The sequence below is a fragment of the Kocuria sp. TGY1127_2 genome (assembly GCF_013394385.1).
Taxonomy (GTDB): domain Bacteria; phylum Actinomycetota; class Actinomycetes; order Actinomycetales; family Micrococcaceae; genus Rothia.
Genome location: NZ_AP022834.1, coordinates 1,399,478 through 1,417,457, shown reverse-complemented (window position 1 = coordinate 1,417,457; position 17,980 = coordinate 1,399,478). Strand labels below are relative to the sequence as shown.

Sequence of the window (17,980 nt, the reverse complement as noted above, 5' to 3'; positions counted from 1 at the left end):
GATTAGAGGACGGGGCCTCCGACGAATGGGTCAATGGCCAGTGCAACGAAAACCAACGTCAGATACGTGATGGAGGCATGGAATACCACCATTGCCGTGCGTGAAGTAGCCTCTTCGGCAAGCGCTTGCTGGTGCAACTGGTGACACTTCCAGATGAACCAGGCGCCGGAAACCAACGCGGTGAGACCGTATACCCAGCCGGCACCGCCGACCGGGATGAGCATCAAAGAGCAGATGACGGTAGCCCATGCGTACAGGACGACTTGAACCGAAACGGCCTTTGCCGAGGCAATCGCGCCCAGCATAGGAATTCCGGCCCGCTGATAGTCCTCCGCGTACTTCATGGACAAGGGCCAGTAGTGCGGTGGGGTCCACAGGAAGATGATGACGAACAGCACGAGGGACGAGAAACTGAGCTTGTTCTCAACGGCTGCCCACGCAATGAAGACCGGCATGCACCCGGCGATACCGCCCCACACGATGTTCTGAGCGGTGCGACGCTTCAGAATCATCGTGTAGAAGACGACGTAAAGCAGGATCGCCGCGAGGCCGAGCGCGCCCGCCAAAGGATTGACCAGTAGCGTCAAGTAAACAACGGAAACTATCGAGAGTCCCCACGCGAAGATCAACCCTTGGCGGTCGGTGATCTCTCCGGTGACCAGGGGCCGCCGTTCAGTGCGTTTCATGAGGCGATCGGCCTCACGGTCAATGTAACAATTGAAAGCGCCGGCACCTCCGGCAGCCATCGCTCCACCGATCATCGTGTTGAGGATGAGCCACAGGCTGGGCAACCCACCCGCGGCAAAGATCATGGTCGGGGCCGTGGTCACCAGGAGAAGTTCGATGACTTGCGGTTTGGTCAAAAGGAAGAAAGCTTTGAGCTTTCGTCCAAGACCTATTTTGCGGTTGCCGAAGGGACCGTGATCGAGCGGACTGGCGCTGGAACCCCCCGGAAGCGACGCAACGCGGGAATCAGAGCCCGGCGCGGCGGCATCAGTAGGTGTGCGCGCGGCGGGCGATGTGTCGCTAAAACTTTGGCGCTTCACTCATCGACCCTTCATGATTGACTCCGGTGACCGGCGATAAACCGGATCCCGCGGCGCGAGCGGTACAACGAGTGGTCCGCGGGGTTGAAAGCAACTCTCATCATATAACGGACCCATGTTCCCTCCCTAGAGGAAACCGTGATATTTCCGTCTCGTCTGCCGATTGTGAACCTGTCTTCCGCTGTCGGCTCACACCGCTGACCTCAAAGGGGCCAGTCAATTATGGTTGTAGACAGAAGTGGCGGGACCAGGATCACGCTCGACGTGATGGTTATCGCCGATGTCTGCGGAGAAAGGGGCATTTCGTGCCGAATCTGAATGGGAAGCTCGAATGGACGGAAAAGGACCAGCGCGCGGTCGATACCGTCCGTGTATTGGCGGCGGACGCCGTGGAAAAGGTCGGCAACGGGCATCCGGGTACGGCCATGAGCCTCGCCCCCTTGGCCTATCTCCTTCATCAAAAGGTCATGCGTCACGACCCGACCGACGATCGTTGGGCCGGGCGGGACAGGTTCGTGCTCTCCCCCGGGCATTCATCATTGACCCTCTACATTCAGCTTTTCCTGTCCGGTTACGGCCTGGAACTCAAAGACCTTGAGGCTCTCCGCACATGGGGCTCATTGACTCCCGGCCACCCCGAATACAAGCACACCAAGGGCGTTGAAATCACGACGGGTCCCTTGGGTCAGGGTCTGGCTTCTTCCGTCGGCTTCGCCTATGCGCAGCGTCGCATGCGCGGGCTCTTCGATCCCGAGGCTCCGGAAGGCGCGAGCCCCTTCGATCACACCGTCTACACGATTGCCTCCGACGGCGATCTGGAGGAGGGCGTCACCTCAGAGGCATCCTCACTCGCCGGGCACCAGCAGTTGGGCAATCTCATTGTCTTCTATGACCAGAACCAGATCTCGATCGAAGACGACACCGACGTTGCGTTCACCGAGGATGTCGCCCAGCGCTACGAGGCCTACGGTTGGGACGTTCGTTCCGTCGATTGGACCAATGGCGGTAGCGGCTACGCCGAGAACGTCGAGGAGCTCTTCGACCAGATTCGCGAGGCCAAGAAAGTCACTAACAAGCCGACGCTGATCGCATTGAAGACCATCATTGGCTGGCCTGCTCCCAATAAACAAAACACCGGCGGCATCCACGGTTCCGCTTTGGGCGGCGACGAGGTCAAGGCCGTCAAGGAAATCCTCGACTTCGATCCTGAGAAGTCATTCCAGATCGAAGATGACATCCTTGCGCATACGCGTGAAGTCAAGGAACGTGCTCACCGTGAGCGCGAAGAATGGGAGAAGTCCTTCCGCGAATGGCAGGAAGAGAATCCGCAAGCGGCAAAGTTGTACAAGCGCTTGTCCGAGGGCGGGCTGCCCGAGGACTACAAGGAGTCCTTCCCTGTCTTCGAAGCCGGAGCCTCTTTGGCGACCCGCGCAGCGAGCGGCAAGGTCATCAACGCGATCGCTGAAACTTTCCCCGAGCTCTGGGGCGGTTCGGCCGACCTGGCCGGCTCCAACAACACCACGATCGAATCGGCAGACTCCTTCAACCCGTCGAGCCGTTCGACCAAAAAGTTCACCGCTAATCCTTACGGTAGGGTTCTGCACTTCGGGATTCGCGAACACGCTGCCGCGGCCATCGTCAACGGAATCGTTCTTTCCTCCCCGACCCGCGCCTTCAGCGGAACCTTCCTGATCTTCAGCGACTATCAGCGTCCCGCGATCCGCCTGTCGGCTCTCATGGGCGTACCCTCGATCTACGTGTGGACCCACGACTCGATCGGCCTCGGCGAGGACGGGCCGACTCACCAGCCAGTCGAGCAGCTCTCGACCTTGCGTGCCATCCCGAACCTCGACGTCGTTCGGCCCGCAGATGCCAATGAGACGTCAGTCGTTTGGCGCACAATCCTGGAGCAGAAGGAACGTCCTGCCGGGCTGGCTCTGACCCGTCAAGGCTTGCCGACGGTGCCCCGTGTGGACATCCATCCCGATGTCGAGGGCGAGAAGTTCGCCTCGGCAGAGGGTGCCGCACGTGGTGGGTACGTTCTGGCGGACACGGATTCGACTCCCGACGTCATCCTGATCGCGACAGGCTCGGAGGTCGAGCTCGCGCTGGAGGCTCGCGAAGCCCTCGCCACAGAGGGCGTGGCTGCCCGAGTAGTCTCAATGCCCTGCCGCGAATGGTTCGACCGCCAGGATGCCGGATATCGCGAGTCAGTGATCCCCGCCAGCGTGACCGCGCGCGTTTCCGTGGAAGCCGGATCCGCAATGTCGTGGAACGATCTGATCGGCACCACAGGACGGGCCGTCGCTCTCGACCACTTCGGCGCATCGGCCGACTACAAGACCCTGTACAAAGAATTCGGAATCACGTCCGAGGCCGTCGCCGAGGCGGCCAAGGAATCCATTCACGCTTCGAAGGCCTGACCGCGGTACCGGGGCCGCTCACTTTGATGAGCGGCCCCGGTGCTTTTGGCCAACGCCTTCAACGTCACGAGGAGAAAAACATGTCAACATCAACTCAGAAACTATCCGACGCCGGAGTCTCGATCTGGCTAGACGATTTGTCCCGCGAACGGCTCGGCACGGGCAACCTTGACGAGCTCATCGAGAACCGCAACGTCGTCGGTGTGACCACCAACCCCACGATTTTCGCGCAGGCTCTCTCCAAGGGAGATGCCTATGACGCCCAGGTGAGTGAACTCGCCCAGGCCGGTGCCGACGTCGAGGAGGCCGTTTTCACGGTTACTACCGACGATGTCCGCGACGCGTGCGATGTCTTCGCAACCATTTACGATTCGTCGCAGGGTGTGGACGGGCGCGTTTCGATCGAGGTCGATCCGCGTTTGGCACACAGGGCCGATGAGACGGTGGCCATGGCGAAACGTCTTCACGAGTCCGTGGGCCGTGAGAACGTCATGATCAAAATTCCCGCGACGGAAGCCGGTCTCGAACCGATCGCGGCCACCATCGCCGAAGGTATCAGCGTCAACGTGACCCTGATTTTCTCCCTTGAGCGCTACCGTGCCGTGATCAATGCATTCATGATCGGGCTCGAGCGTGCACTCGAGAACGGTCATGATCTCAGCAAGATCCATTCGGTTGCGTCGTTCTTCGTTTCCCGAGTCGACGCTGAGGTGGACGGTCAGTTGGATAAGATCGGTACCGATGAGGCCCTTGAGTTGAAGGGCAAGGCCGGTCTCGCCAACGCTCGTCTCGCCTACCAGGTATACGAGGAAGCATTCTCGACCGAACGCTGGAAGCGCCTTGAGGAAGCAGGAGCGAAGCCGCAGCGGCCGTTGTGGGCCTCGACGGGCACCAAGGACCCAAATTACCCGGACACGATGTACGTGACGGGGTTGGTCGTCCAGAACACGGTCAATACCATGCCCGAGAAGACCCTTGAGGCTACCGCCGATCACGCCGAAATCGCGGGCGACACCGTTTCAGGGACGTACGACCAGGCCGAAGCAGACATCAATGCTTTGGAGAAGATCGGTGTCTCCTACAACGAGGTCGTCGAGAAGCTCGAGACAGAAGGCATCAAAAAGTTCGAGGATTCCTGGGAAGAATTGCTCGAGACCGTCTCCAAGGCTCTCGGCAAGTAAGGGTGATCGCGTGGAGGGCCTGGGAGCAGGCCCTCCACGGCCCCTCCCGATCGGTGATGAGTCACCGATTCACTTTTCGAACAAAGGATTGGTGTGTCCGCTCCACAAGAATCAAACCCCCTGCGCGATCCCCAAGACCGAAGGCTCACGCGGGTAGCCGGCCCGTCTGCTCTGGTTCTCTTCGGGGTCACGGGCGATCTGGCTCGCAAGAAACTTCTGCCTGCGATTTATGATTTGATGAACCGCGGCCTCCTCCCTCCTCGTTTCGCCCTCGTCGGATTTGGCCGTCGCGATTGGTCGGATGACGATTTCCGCGGCCAAGTTCGCGAATCCGTCGAAGCGCATGCGCGAACCCCGTTCCGCGAGGACGTGTGGAACCAGTTGACCGCCGGAATTCGTTTCGTCCAAGGCGCGTTCGACGATGCGGATGCCTTCCGGCGTCTCAAAGAGACTCTGGAAGAATTGGACAAAACACGCGGAACCCGCGGCAACCATGCTTTCTACCTCTCCATTCCGCCAAATGCGTTCGAAGCGGTCTGCGCCCAGCTCGCTGAGAACGGCCTGGCGGAGCACGAACAAGCCGACGGCTGGCGCCGCGTCGTGATCGAGAAGCCCTTCGGCCACGATCTGGAATCCGCTCGCGAGCTCAATGAGATCGTAGAAAGCGTTTTCCCCGCGGACTCGGTCTTCCGCATCGACCACTACCTGGGCAAGGAAACGGTACAGAACATCCTGGCGCTCCGCTTCGCCAATGAGATGTTCGAACCGCTTTGGAACTCCAACTACGTGGACCACGTGCAGATCACGATGGCCGAGGACATCGGTATCGGCTCGCGTGCGGGCTACTACGAGGGCGTCGGGGCGGCACGCGACGTCATCCAGAACCACCTGTTGCAGCTCCTGGCTCTGACCGCGATGGAAGAGCCGATCAGCTTCGACGCGGAATACTTACGCGACGAGAAAGCGAAGGTTCTGGCAGCCGTGACGCTTCCCGAGGACGTGGAGGGCTATTCATCTCTCGGGCAGTACGCGGACGGCTTCCAAGGAGGCGAGGAGGTCAAAGGCTTCAAGGAAGAACAGGATATTCCTGCGGATTCCAGAACTGAAACCTTCGCTGCCATCAAACTGGATATCAATAACCGGCGTTGGGCCGGGGTGCCGTTCTACCTGCGTGCCGGCAAACGTCTCGGACGTCGCGTCACCGAAATTGCGGTCGTTTTCAAGCGCTCCCCCAATCTCTTGTTCCGGGAGAACTCGTACGAAGAATTTGGGCAGAATGCAATCGTGATTCGTATCCAGCCCGATGAGGGAGTGACGATCCGATTCGCTTCCAAGGTGCCGGGTACGCAGATGGAACTGCGCGACGTCAGCATGGACTTCGGCTACGGTCATTCCTTCACGGAATCCAGCCCTGAAGCCTACGAGCGCCTGATTCTGGATGTCCTTCTCGGCGAACCGCCGCTGTTCCCCCGGCACGAAGAAGTTGAGCTCTCGTGGAAGATCCTGGATCCCTTTGAGAAGTACTGGGCAGAGAGCGGGATCAGGCCGGAGGAATACGCTCCAGGCTCGTGGGGTCCGGAATCCGCGCATCGACTACTGGCCCGCGATGGGCGCGCCTGGAGGAGGCCATAATGATCCGTACTCTCAAAGACACCACCAGTTCAGAGGTCGACAAGGCCCTCGCGCTGATGCGCGAGGAGACCGGCATTCGCACGCTCGGACGCGTACTGACTCTCGTCATCATGGCCGACATGGGCCACTCGGAGAAAGCGATCGATGCCGCCATTACGGCCAGCCACGAGCATCCGTGCCGCATCATCGTCCACATCACGCACGACCCGAACGCCAAGAACCGCTTGGACGCGGAAGTCAGCATGGGCGGAGACGCGGGAGCGAGCGAGATCGTCGTGCTACGCGGGTGGGGAGAGTCTGCACACCCGAGCGAATCTTTGATTGCCGCTCTTCTGCTGCCCGACGCTCCTATCGTCGCCTGGTGGCCTCATTCCCTGCCCGAGTGCCCCGCCGAGCATTCGATAGGAAAGATCGCTCACCGACGAATCACCGATTCGGCTCGGGCCGAGGTTCCGTGGGACTCACTGAATAATCTGCGCAAACGGTATGCGCCCGGTGACACGGACTTGGCCTGGACCCGACTCACTTTGTGGCGTATCCAGCTCGCCGCAGTCATGGACGATCCGAAGAAACACACGGTCAACAAGGTCATTGTCGAGGGATCCGAGAAATCGCCGTCTGTCCTTCTCCTGGGCACCTGGCTCGGTTACCGGCTCGATGCACAAGTCGAGATTCGGGAAAGTCCGCAGCCCCGCGGCCTCTATAGGGTCACATTGTGCCGAGAAGATGGCGAAGTCACGATCTATCGCCCGGGCCGCAATATTGCGACGCTATCCATCCCCAAGAGCGCAGATCAGCAGCTAGCTCTGCCGGTTCGTTCTCTGGCGGAGTGTCTTGCAGAGGAACTCAGACGGTTGGATCCGGACGAGGTCTTCGGCGAGGTGCTCAACGAGGCGCTGAGCCGCTCGGAAGTCACCCTGACACAAGGAGCTGCTCCGGTCCCCGCCGGAGACCCGTCACGTTACACGGAGGTCTACGATGCCTGATCCTCGCCCTCACGCCGTTGCGTACCCGACGAAAGATCTGGTGGCCGAGGCAGCAGCCGCAAGATTGCTCCTGTGCCTCGGCGATCAGACGGCCCAAGGCAGCGTCGTCCACATCAGCATCACAGGTGGTTCCCTGGGCACGGGAATCTGGGAAGCCGTGAGTCAGAACATTCTCGTCGGAACCGTCGACTGGTCTTTGGTGCATATCTGGTGGTCGGACGAGAGGTTCCTGCCATCCGGCGATCCCGAGCGCAATGCACAGCAGGTTTTCGACGCTTTCTTCCGCAACGGGCCTGTTCCTGGGTCGAACCTGCACGTCATGGGAGCGGCGGAAGAGTATGCCGATCAGTATGCGGCTGCTCGGGCCTATGCGGATGAGCTGTCACGTTTTGCGGAGGAGGGCCACAGCTCCCCCCGTTTTGCATTGTCGCTTTTGGGAATGGGGCCTGACGGGCACATTGCATCGCTATTCCCCGGCAAGGAAGAAATCCACCTGGAGCACGAGGGCGTAGTCGGGGTGGAGAACTCCCCCAAGCCTCCCCCGAAACGAATCAGCATGACTCGATCCATGATCAACAATTCCGATCGAATGTGGTTCCTGGTTGCGGGCTCCGACAAGAGGGACGCGTTCGAACGAGTCTGGGCGGCCCGGGATCAGGATCCCGACCGAGACGGCTTGTCCGAAACACCCGCCTCAGGGGCACGCGGTCTCTCCGAAACCCTGTACTTGATCGCTAAGGATTCGCGTCCGGAAGGCTGACGAGGAAGCACCCGCAACAAGGGCCCGGTCACCACCTCTGAGGTGGTGACCGGGCCCTTTGCAGTCTCCGGCTGTGCGGCGAACCGACCTAGATGGCTGTGAAGCGCAAGAAGAGAGCGTATCCGATAATCGCAAGCACCCAAATGATGGCCGTGGTGACCGTCAATCGAACGAGGTTCTTGGAAGCGACCCCGGATGAATTCAATGAGCTCGTCATGCCTCCTCCGAACATGTCGGAGAGGCCGCCGCCCTTGCCCTTGTTGAGCAAGACAAAGAAGACCGTCAAGATGCTGGTCAGCGCGATGATCCCAAGCAGGATCCAACGTACAATATCCACTTCGACCTTTCGGTGCCTACGTTAGGGCGCTTGGTGTCTCCTGTTGAGGAGCCAAACGATTTCTTTTTCCGACCCGACTATACGCCATGGGTCAAGGACGCGCCGAGTTCGAGACGGCCGACGCACATAGGGCCTAGATCGTGCGGGGCCCACGGGGCCGCGCACGTATCCGTTCCTATTCCGAGACGACGTGCTTCTCGAAGCGCGCGATATTCGCGAATTCCTCTGCTTTCAAGGAAGCGCCACCGACCAGAACCCCGTCGACGTCCTTTTCGGAGAGCGTGGCCGCCGCATTGGCAGCCTTGACTGAACCTCCGTACAAGATCCGGACCGCGGCAGCAGTTTCCGCATCGTACAGCTTTTCCAGCTCCGCGCGGATGGCTGCCGACATCTCCTGGGCGTCCTCCGGACCAGCGACCTCGCCGGTGCCAATGGCCCAGACCGGTTCGTACGCTACGACTACGGACTTCGCGTTTTCCGCAGACAATCCCTTGAGGGAGCCCCGGAGCTGTTCCAGCGTGTAGTTCACGTGGTTACCGGCCTGACGCTCGTCCAGCCCCTCGCCCACGCAGAGAATGGGGGTAAGACCGTGGCGGTATGCGGCCTCGACCTTTTTGGAGCACAGCTCGTCGTCCTCGTGGTGAATTGTCCGTCGTTCAGAGTGGCCGACCAGAACGTATTCGCAATCGAGCTTTTTGAGGAACGCGCCGGAGATGTCGCCGGTGTAGGCGCCGGAATCCTGGTCGGAAAGATCCTGGGCACCGTACTCAATCTTGAGTTTGTCGCCATTGACGAGCGACTGCACCGATCGGAGATCCGTGGCCGGGGGGAAGACCGCGACTTCCACCCGGTCGTAGTCGAAGTTGGCGTCGTCGAGAGTCCACGCGAGTTTTTGCACCAGTGCAACACCCTCAGCGTGGTCCATGTTCATTTTCCAGTTTCCGGCAATCAGCGGTGTGCGGTCGAAGGAACCGTTGGTTTGTGTCGTCAAGATCGTGTCCTTTCCGTGGGGCATCGTCCGTGATGCCAGGAAACGGGCTCAGCACCGTGAAGGTGACACAGAGCCCGTGGAGTGAAAAGAGGCGGACCGGCCACGATGTGGTCGGTCCGCCCGAGATCGGCTAGGCTCCGAGAGCTTCGAGGCCGGGCAGCTCTTTGCCCTCGATGAACTCGAGGGAAGCGCCACCGCCGGTGGAAATATGCCCGAAGTCCTCGTCCTTGAAACCGAGGTTGCGTACAGCAGAAGCGGAGTCCCCGCCGCCGATGACGCTCATTGCATCCGAGTCGGCGAGGGCCTGAGCGACGGTTTTGGTGCCGCCGGCGAAAGCCTCCATCTCGAAGACACCAACCGGCCCGTTCCAAAATACGGTCCTGGCCTTCTTGATGTATTCGGCGAAGACCTTTTGCGTTTCGGGCCCGATGTCCAATCCCAAGCCCTCAGGCCCGATCTCGCCCTCTTCGAGCGATTCAATAGGTCGGATCTCGTTCTGTGCGTCGGCGGCGAAGGCTGAAGCCCACACCACGTCCGTGGCCAAGACGAACTCGGTGCCTTCGGCTGAGCCGCGTTCGAGATACTTCTTGACGTTCTCGATCTGATCCTTCTCCAGGAGCGATTTGCCGACGTTGTAGCCTTGAGCCGCCGCGAAGGTATAACCCATGCCACCGCCGATCAACAAAGCGTCGGCCTTTCCGATCAGGTTGTCGATAACGGCAAGTTTGTCGGAAACTTTCGACCCTCCCATGACCACCACGAAGGGTCGGTCCGGGTTCTCGATCAAAGTCGACAGAACATCCAATTCCGTCTTGACCAAATCACCCATATAGGCAGGAAGTTTCTTGGCGACGTCATAGACCGACGCGTGCTTGCGGTGAACAGCACCGAATGCGTCGTCGACGTATGCGCCGTTTTCGCCTGCAAGAGAAACAAGCTCGTCCGCAAATGTTGCCCGCTCTGCATCGTCTTTGCTTGTCTCGCGAGGATCGAAGCGTACGTTCTCGATAACGAGAATGTCACCGTTTTTCTGTTCCTCGGCTTTGGCACGAGCGTCGTCGCCCACAACATCATGTGCCGTGGCGACCCGGAAGTCGGCTAGCTCCGCCAACCTTGCGGCCGCAGGGGCGAGCGAATACTGCGGGTCAACCTGGCCTTTGGGTCGGCCGAGGTGAGCCATCACGATCACCCGAGCGCCCGCTTCGGACAATTTCTTCAGGACCGGCAATGACGCTTTGATTCGACCATCGTCGGTCACCGTGGTGCCGTCGAGAGGCACGTTCAGGTCCGAACGGACCAGAACGTGCCTGCCCTCGACACCATCGGCAATCAGCTCATCGAGAGCATGTGCCATGGTGATTTTCTCCAAACCTCGTTGTAGGGAAAGTGAGCCATTCCCTATCTTAGAGCTCTGCAGCCAGCTTATTGACGAACTTCACGGTGCGGGAAGTGAAACCCCACTCGTTGTCGTACCAGGCGAAGACCTTGACCTGACCGTTGAGGACAGAGGTGAGCTCGGCATCGAACACGGTGGAGATCTCTTCGCCCACGATGTCCGTGGAGACGATGGGATCCTCGGTGTACTTGATGATTCCCTTGTAGTCGCCTTCTGCTGCTTCCTTGACGGCCGCGTTGATTTCTTCGGCGGTCACGTCCTTCTCGAAAGACAGCGAAAGATCAACGATCGAGCCAGTGATGGTAGGAACGCGGAAGGCCATGCCGTCCAGCTTGCCGGCAACCGGTTCGTAGACCTTGCCTACGGTACGAGCGGCACCGGTCGAGGTCGGGATCATGTTGACGGCCGCGGCGCGAGCACGACGCAGGTCCTTGTGTGGGGCGTCCTGCAAACGCTGGTCAGCTGTGTAGGAGTGGATGGTGGTCATGAGTCCGGCTTTGATACCGAAGTTCTGATCCAGAACCTTGGCCAGCGGTGCCAAGCAGTTGGTGGTGCAGGAAGCATTCGACACGACATGCTGGGTGTCGTTGTCGTAGGTGTCATCGTTCACACCCATGACGAAGGTGCCGTCCAGGTTGGTGCCTGGTGCGGAGATAACGACCTTCTTGGCGCCGGCCTCGAGGTGAGCCTTTGCCTTCTCACCATCGGTGAACAGACCGGTCGACTCAAGAACGATGTCGATACCGAGGTCCTTCCACGGAAGGTCAGCAGGGTTCTTTTCGGAAAGGACCTCGAGCTTCTTGCCGTCGACGAAGATGCTTCCGTCCTTGACCTCCACCTCAGCCTTCAACGGCCCAAGGATGGAGTCGTACTTGAGGAGGTGAGCAAGGGTTTCAGGGCTGGTCAAGTCGTTGACAGCAACGATCTCGATGTTCTCGCCCTGCTCACGGACGGCGCGGAAGAAGTTGCGGCCGATACGACCAAAACCATTGATACCAATACGTACAGTCACTTGTGATCAAACTCCTCAGTTTGAGTGTTTATCGTTGAGGGCGGCTCCGTATGGAGTCCATCCCGCCGAACTGGCGCGCCGTCAGGTTTCCGCGACTCGTGGAACTCCTCGTCAACGCGTTCCGTTCGGTTCTGTTATTAGTTTACGTGATTTTATGTGTGTTTGGGTGTGTTTTGCGGAAAAATTTCCAAATGCACCCACGCCTTCGCACGAAATATCAATAGTTGGGACATGCGAAAGGCCCGAGATGTCGCTTCATCGCGGGCCTCTTCGTGGTCTTTTGTGGGAATATGTGGCTAATTTGCGCTATCAGCTGACGAGACGGTGAGTTCGGATGTGCGCTTCGTCGGTATCGTCGGCGCGAACGGGCTAGCGAGAGCTCCCCTGGGGTGCGGTATCTGTACCCGGAATACCTTCGGCCGAAGCTTGTTTGTCCGCCATGGCCAGGAGCCGGCGGATGCGGCCAGCGATTGCGTCCTTGGTCAGGGGCGGATCCGCGAGACGACCTAGTTCGTCAAGGCTCGCGTGGCGGTGGGCCAGCCTGAGCTGACCGGCGTAGTGAAGATGTTCTGGGACGTCGTCACCCAATATTTCCAATGCCCGTTCGACTCGGGCGCCCGCCGCGACGGCCGCCTGGGCCGAACGCCTAAGGTTGGCATCGTCAAAATTAGCCAATCGGTTGGCCGTGGCCCGTACTTCTCGGTGCGTTCTCCGGTCCTGCCACTGCGAGAGGACATCGCTAGCACCCATACGACGCAGTAGCTGCCCGATGGTTTCACCGTCGCGCACCACCACTCGATCCGCGCCGCGGACTTCTCTGGCTTTGGCGAAGATATCGAGGCGACGTGCCGAGCCGACGAGAGCCAGGGCCGCTTCCGGGCCGGGACACGTAAATTCCATAGCGGACGATCGACCGGGTTCGGTCAGGGAACCATGCGCAAGGAATGCTCCACGCATCACGGCCTCCGAATCGGCCAAGGAACCGTTGACGACCGTGGGAGGCAGGCCGCGAACGGGTCGACCTCGTGTGTCCAACAACCCGGTCTGGCGTGCGAGGGCCTCGCCTCCGCGCTGGACGCGAAGCATGTAATGTCCGCCCCGCTTGAGAGCTCCGCCCGAAACCGTCATCAATTCGCAGCGGTGTCCGTAGAGTTCCTCGATCGCGGTCTGGACGCGCTGCGCCGCTGCACGGTGATCCAACTCGGCTTCGATGACGATCTGGCCTGAAACGAGGTGCAGTCCGCCTGCAAAACGCAACACGGTCGCCACCTCGGCCCGGCGGGTCGAGGACTTCGGAACCTCGAGCTTCGCCAATTCGTCTTTTACGAGAGCCGTCAGGGCCATTCAGTATTCCTCCAGGCTGGATGTTTTGGAGCGGTGACCACGCCCTCGCAGGGGCTTTGGGTCACTACGCGAGATTACACGCTCGGCGCGTCAGGTTCCACGCCGAAGGAGTTGTCCGGAACCCGCATGGCCTCTTGGTAGGCTGCCGCAAGTCTCAGAGGGTTGTGCAGGTTTTCCTTTCGTCGAGCCCGCAGGCGGTTCCACACGAGTTTTGCGTTTCTTTCGGAGACGGCCTGTTCGAAAAGTTGTTTCTCTTGAATAGAACTGGGATCCGCGATGACTGCATCGATGCTGAGCTCCGGGGCGTACCTTTCGAGAGCTTCGAGGTGACCCGTAGCCCCAAGACCCGCGGTTTCCTTCTCTTCGAGGCCCAAATTCATAGATACGCAGATCTTCGCGGAAGTCTCGCACAGGGCTTTTCGGCTCTCGCGCAGTAGCAGGTGCGGAATCACAGAAGTAAACCAGGATCCCGGACCCAAAATCACCCAGTCGGCATCCATGATGGCTCTAACCGATTCTTCGCAGACTCGTGCGTCGAGAGGCTCCAAGCTCAAATTCTCCACGCGTTCGGCCTTCGCAAGCTTGGCCTGCCCGACCAGTCGCTCACGGACCCCGTCGCCAGTAATGGCGTCCCCCGAGATCACGAGTGGATCCAATGCCATCGGCAATACACGCCCCCGCGCTTCGAGGAGACGTGAGGCCCACTCCAAACCGGCTACCGGGTCCCCCAACAGTTGCCACAGGCTGACGAGCAGAAGGTTGCCCATCGCGTGCCCATCGATCTCTCGTGGGGCGTCGGGCAGTGCCGAGAATCTATGTTGGATCGCTTCTCGCCACAGATGGCCCCATTCCGAATCATCACAGAGAGCCGACAACGCCATACGCAGGTCGCCCGGTGGCAAGACGTTAAATTGTTCCCTCAGCCGGCCCGAGGAGCCTCCGTCATCGGCCACTGTCACGACGGCAGTGATGTGCGGAGTGACGAGGCGCAGAGCGCTCAAGGAAGCGTACAGACCGTGCCCACCGCCCAGGGCAACTACCTTGGGTGAATGCCGAGAGCCGGGGATTCTCCGGTCCGGACGGTGACGAGAACGTGTCATTGCGGGCTCCTATTCGCGACCCAAATCGCGGTGTTGGACGTTGACTGTCACGTTATCCAGTGTTCCGAGTCGGCGCGCAATTTCTTCACTGACAGCCACTGAACGGTGCTTGCCGCCCGTGCAACCGATCGCGATGGTCGCATAATGCTTATTCTCGGTGCGATACCCATCGATTACGGGTGTCAGGGAGTCAACGTACAGGTCCACGAATTTTTTCGCTCCGTCATGGCCCAGAACGAATTTGCGCACCGGTTCGTCTTGTCCCGTGTGCGGTCTCAAATCGGGTATCCAATGGGGGTTAGGGATGAAACGGACATCAGCGACGAAATTCGCGTCCGCGGGAACACCGTATTTGAAACCGAAACTCATGACCGTGATATTGACGACCGACGGACCTTCCATCGAATACGTCTGCGAGATCACGTGGGAGAGCTCGTGGACGTTGTAGCCCGTTGTATCCAACACGACATCCGCACGCTTCTTCAGATCCGAGAGCAAGTCACGTTCGGCCTGGATACCCTCCAGGATGCGCCCGTTTCCTTGCAGGGGGTGCGGACGGCGTTGCGCCTCGTACCGGGCGATAATGGCCGCGTCCGAAGCGTCCAGGAACAGCATGGTGAATTCCACCGGCGCATTCTGCAGCACGTCCAGAGCTTCTTTGAAATCCGCGAACAGAGCCTTGCCACGAATGTCGATGATGACGGCCAACTTGGGCATCGACTGCGGAGCACGAGCAACGAGATCCACGAGTGGTCCCAGCAAGTTCGGCGGAATATTGTCCACAACGTACCAACCCGCGTCTTCGAGGGTGTGAGCCGCCGTTGAACGACCAGCGCCAGAGATACCGGTAATGACCAGCATTTCCGTCTGCTCAGGCTTCTCAGGCGTCAAGTCCTCAGGATTGAACGATGGATTCTCTTGGGTCACTGGAGAGCTCCCGGAGTCGCGACGAATCAAAAATGCCCGCCCAAGGGTGCGCTCGACCGCGCACCCCAGCGAAGCGTGGTACAAGTCCAGACTACCCGGATGTCTCGCTGCTTTCCCCGGATTCCTCGGAATCTGTGGACAAGTGGGCTCGTATTTTCTCGGCGAGCTGGGGGCCGATCCCTTTGGCGCGCGTCAGGTCCTCGGCCGTGGCCTCCCGTATCGCCTTGAGCGACCCGAATTCCGCAATCAGAGCTTCTCGTTTTGCCTTGCCCAGGCCTTCGACGCCGTCCAGGGCGGAGACAAGCATGGCTTTGCCGCGCTTGGTTCGGTGGAACGTGATGGCGAAACGGTGGGCCTCATCGCGAAGTCTTTGCAGCAAGAACAACCCATGAGAAGACCTCGGCAGGATCACCGGGAATTCGTCCTCCGGAACCCAAATCTCTTCGAGTCTTTTAGCTAGCCCTACGACGTAGACATCGGTGATCCCAAGATCATCGAGGGCTTGCTGGGCCGCGGCCACCTGCGGCGGTCCACCGTCGACAACCACCAGATTGGGCGGGTAGGCAAACTTCGCCGGCTCTTTTTCGGTCCCACTATCCACCTCGCCCGAAGCCTGGGGCGAATGCTGACGTGCTTCCTGATCCGCAAGGTGCCGCTTGAAGCGTCGCGATATGACGTCGTACATCGAGGCCGTATCGTCTCGTGCCGCATCTCCGCGAATCGAGAATTTTCTGTAATCCGATTTGCGGGGAAGGCCGTCTTCGAAAACCACCATCGAAGCCACGACATTGGTGCCCTGGACGTGCGAGATGTCGTAGCACTCGATGCGCATGAGCGGATCGGGCAGGTCGAGTGCTTCCTGCAACTCCTGCAACGACGCGCTGCGTGTGGTGAGGTCTCCGGCCCGCCGAGATTTGTGCAAGGTCAGTGCTTGCTTCGCATTGTCCGCCACGGTCCCCATCAACTGGACACGCTCTCCACGCTGGGGCACCGAGATGGTTACTTTGCTTCCTCTGAGGCCGGACAACCACTCCTGAAGTTGCTCGGCGTTTTCCGGCATGACCGGGACGAGGACGTTCCGGGGAATTTCGTTGAGATTGAGTTCCGCGTCATCCGGCGCGCTCGCCATGGTCACGGCCGACTCTCCGTAGACCTGTTGCAGCAGCTGTTCAACCATTTCGGGAGCCGACAGGTCTTCGACTCGTTCCACGATCCACCCGCGCTGACCTCGGATTCGGCCACCGCGTACGTGGAAAACCTGAGCGGCGGCTTCGAGCTCATCCTCGTGGAACGCAAACAGATCAGCGTCCACGGAATCGGAGAGCACGACGGCGTTTCGTTCGAAAGCCTTGCGAAGAGCTTCGATGTCGTCCCGCAATTTCGCAGCGTGCTCAAACTCCATGTTCTCCGCGGATTTCTGCATGTCGGTGGCGAGTTTCTTGATGTACTTCTCGGAATCCCCCGCCATGAATTTGCACAACTGATCGGCCAAATCCTTGTGGTCCTCTTCGCTGATGCGACCGACGCAAGGGGCCGAACACTTATCAATGTAACCCAGCAAGCAGGGCCTGTCCGCAAGCTCGGCGCGTTTGAAAACGGCCCTGGTACAGGTTCGAACGGGAAATACCCGCAACAAAGAGTCCAGGGTTTCTCGGATTGCCCAGGCCTGTGAAAACGGGCCGAAGTAACGTGTGCCCTTTTTCTTGGCCCCGCGCATAACTTGGGCGCGCGGAAAACGATCCCCCATGGAGACGGCAAGGTAAGGATAGGATTTGTCGTCCCGGTACATGATGTTGAATCGCGGCGTGTACTGCTTGATCCATGTGTATTCCAGCTGGAGCGATTCCATTTCGGAGCCGACAACAGTCCACTCGACGCTCGCTCCGGTATGCACCATGGCATAGGTCTTGGGCGGGAGCTGTTGAGGACGTTGGAAATAAGAGTTCAGGCGGTTTCGTAGATTTTTGGCCTTGCCGACGTAAATCACACGTCCGAACTCGTCCCGGAAGCGATACACACCCGGCTGGGTGGGGATCTCGCCCGAGGCAGGCCTATAGCTTGCCGGGTTTGCCATCTACTCTGTTTCCTCCTTCTCCTGCACTCAGTCGGTGGTTCCCGCATCCTTCTCGAGCGACGGCGACGTGTTGTACTCGTCCTTGCGGGATTGGCCGGAGAGCTGGGCGATATGGTCCATGATGATGTCCGTGGTTTCGCGTCGTTGCTTGCCCGTCTGCTGATCTCCGAGCTTGTCGAAGTACAAGGGCTTTCCCACGCGAACGGTGAATCGGACCGGACGGATCATCCGAGACCCCGAGGGCTGCAGCTTGTCCGTGCCGATGAGCCCCACCGGGACCACGGGGGCTCCGGTTTTGTGGGCAAGCCAAGCCACCCCGATCCGACCGCGGTACAGAAACCCGTCCCTGGAGCGCGTTCCCTCGGGATAGATTCCGAAAACCTGCCCCTGGTCCAAACGCTCCAAACCTTTTTCCAGTGCTTTGAGTCGCCCCGTCTGGTCCGACCGGTTCACCGGAATGATGTCGATCAATTCGAACAGTGCCTTCATGGCTTTTCCCCTGATACCAGGCGAATTGACGTATTCTGCCTTGGCCAGAAAGGCCACTCTGCGCGGCATCAATGCAGATATGATCACGCTGTCCAAAAACGCTTTGTGGTTCGAGGCCACAATCACCGGACCGGATTTCGGAAAATCCTCTAGCCCTGTCACTCGGGCCCTGAACCCGATCTTCATTAAGCCGGTGACGGTGGTTTGCGCCAAGTGGTACAGCTTCACGGATTGCTCCCCTCACAAAGAATCGTCGAGATTACTGTACCCGTTTCCCCGACG

Annotated in this window: 15 protein-coding genes; 5 read left to right on the top strand and 10 right to left on the bottom strand. The window is 59.6% G+C overall.

The annotated features are described in order from the left end of the window. Positions 1–2 precede the first annotated feature (2 nt). Positions 3–899, bottom strand: coding sequence for a heme o synthase (locus sake_RS06430; RefSeq protein WP_129360135.1), 897 nt, complete (start codon positions 897–899; stop codon positions 3–5). Between the two features lie 452 nt (positions 900–1,351). Here sake_RS06430 and tkt point away from each other — a divergent pair, with 452 nt between their 5' ends. From tkt to pgl, 5 genes are all read left to right on the top strand, one after another. Next, entirely contained in the window at positions 1,352–3,469 is a 2,118-nt protein-coding gene (gene tkt, locus sake_RS06425; RefSeq protein WP_178945642.1) for a transketolase, read from the top strand. Between the two features lie 80 nt (positions 3,470–3,549). Continuing rightward, the gene (tal, locus tag sake_RS06420; protein ID WP_129359690.1) at positions 3,550–4,650 is read left to right on the top strand and encodes a transaldolase; all 1,101 of its coding nucleotides are present in this window, start codon (positions 3,550–3,552) and stop codon (positions 4,648–4,650) included. 120 nt (positions 4,651–4,770) lie between these two features. After that, positions 4,771–6,282, top strand: coding sequence for a glucose-6-phosphate dehydrogenase (gene zwf / locus sake_RS06415; RefSeq protein ID WP_178946290.1), 1,512 nt, complete (start codon positions 4,771–4,773; stop codon positions 6,280–6,282). After that, entirely contained in the window at positions 6,282–7,268 is a 987-nt protein-coding gene (locus tag sake_RS06410) for a glucose-6-phosphate dehydrogenase assembly protein OpcA (protein WP_129359691.1), read from the top strand. Before zwf ends, sake_RS06410 begins: the two co-directional genes overlap by 1 nt. Next, complete coding sequence (gene pgl / locus sake_RS06405) at positions 7,261–8,028, top strand: 6-phosphogluconolactonase (RefSeq protein ID WP_129359692.1); 768 nt, start codon at positions 7,261–7,263, stop codon at positions 8,026–8,028. The genes sake_RS06410 and pgl overlap by 8 nt, the downstream gene beginning before the upstream one ends. 88 nt (positions 8,029–8,116) lie before the next feature. On the opposite strand, the gene secG is transcribed toward pgl, so the two are convergent. The 9 genes from secG to sake_RS06360 form a co-directional block, all read right to left on the bottom strand. Then, on the bottom strand, positions 8,117–8,365 hold the full coding sequence (gene secG / locus sake_RS06400; protein ID WP_129359693.1) for a preprotein translocase subunit SecG: 249 nt from the start codon (positions 8,363–8,365) through the stop codon (positions 8,117–8,119). A gap of 175 nt (positions 8,366–8,540) precedes the next feature. Continuing rightward, positions 8,541–9,356, bottom strand: a complete 816-nt coding sequence (gene tpiA / locus sake_RS06395; RefSeq protein ID WP_129359694.1) for a triose-phosphate isomerase — start codon at positions 9,354–9,356, stop codon at positions 8,541–8,543. Between the two features lie 130 nt (positions 9,357–9,486). Then, the gene (gene pgk / locus sake_RS06390; protein WP_178945641.1) at positions 9,487–10,710 is read right to left on the bottom strand and encodes a phosphoglycerate kinase; all 1,224 of its coding nucleotides are present in this window, start codon (positions 10,708–10,710) and stop codon (positions 9,487–9,489) included. A 49-nt stretch (positions 10,711–10,759) separates the two neighbouring features. Continuing rightward, positions 10,760–11,764, bottom strand: coding sequence for a type I glyceraldehyde-3-phosphate dehydrogenase (gene gap, locus sake_RS06385; protein ID WP_129359696.1), 1,005 nt, complete (start codon positions 11,762–11,764; stop codon positions 10,760–10,762). A gap of 369 nt (positions 11,765–12,133) precedes the next feature. Beyond that, complete coding sequence (gene whiA / locus sake_RS06380) at positions 12,134–13,108, bottom strand: DNA-binding protein WhiA (protein WP_129359697.1); 975 nt, start codon at positions 13,106–13,108, stop codon at positions 12,134–12,136. Positions 13,109–13,182: 74 nt separating this feature from the next. Next, a complete protein-coding gene (gene yvcK / locus sake_RS06375) occupies positions 13,183–14,208 on the bottom strand; it encodes a uridine diphosphate-N-acetylglucosamine-binding protein YvcK (protein ID WP_129359698.1) in 1,026 nt (341 codons plus the stop codon). Positions 14,209–14,217: 9 nt separating this feature from the next. After that, complete coding sequence (rapZ, locus tag sake_RS06370; protein WP_371811961.1) at positions 14,218–15,135, bottom strand: RNase adapter RapZ; 918 nt, start codon at positions 15,133–15,135, stop codon at positions 14,218–14,220. Between the two features lie 91 nt (positions 15,136–15,226). After that, positions 15,227–17,209 (bottom strand): excinuclease ABC subunit UvrC, encoded by a 1,983-nt coding sequence (uvrC, locus tag sake_RS06365; RefSeq protein WP_129359699.1) that lies wholly within the window; start codon positions 17,207–17,209, stop codon positions 15,227–15,229. Positions 17,210–17,236: 27 nt separating this feature from the next. After that, a complete protein-coding gene (locus sake_RS06360; protein ID WP_129360138.1) occupies positions 17,237–17,884 on the bottom strand; it encodes a 1-acyl-sn-glycerol-3-phosphate acyltransferase in 648 nt (215 codons plus the stop codon). Positions 17,885–17,980: the final 96 nt, after the last annotated feature.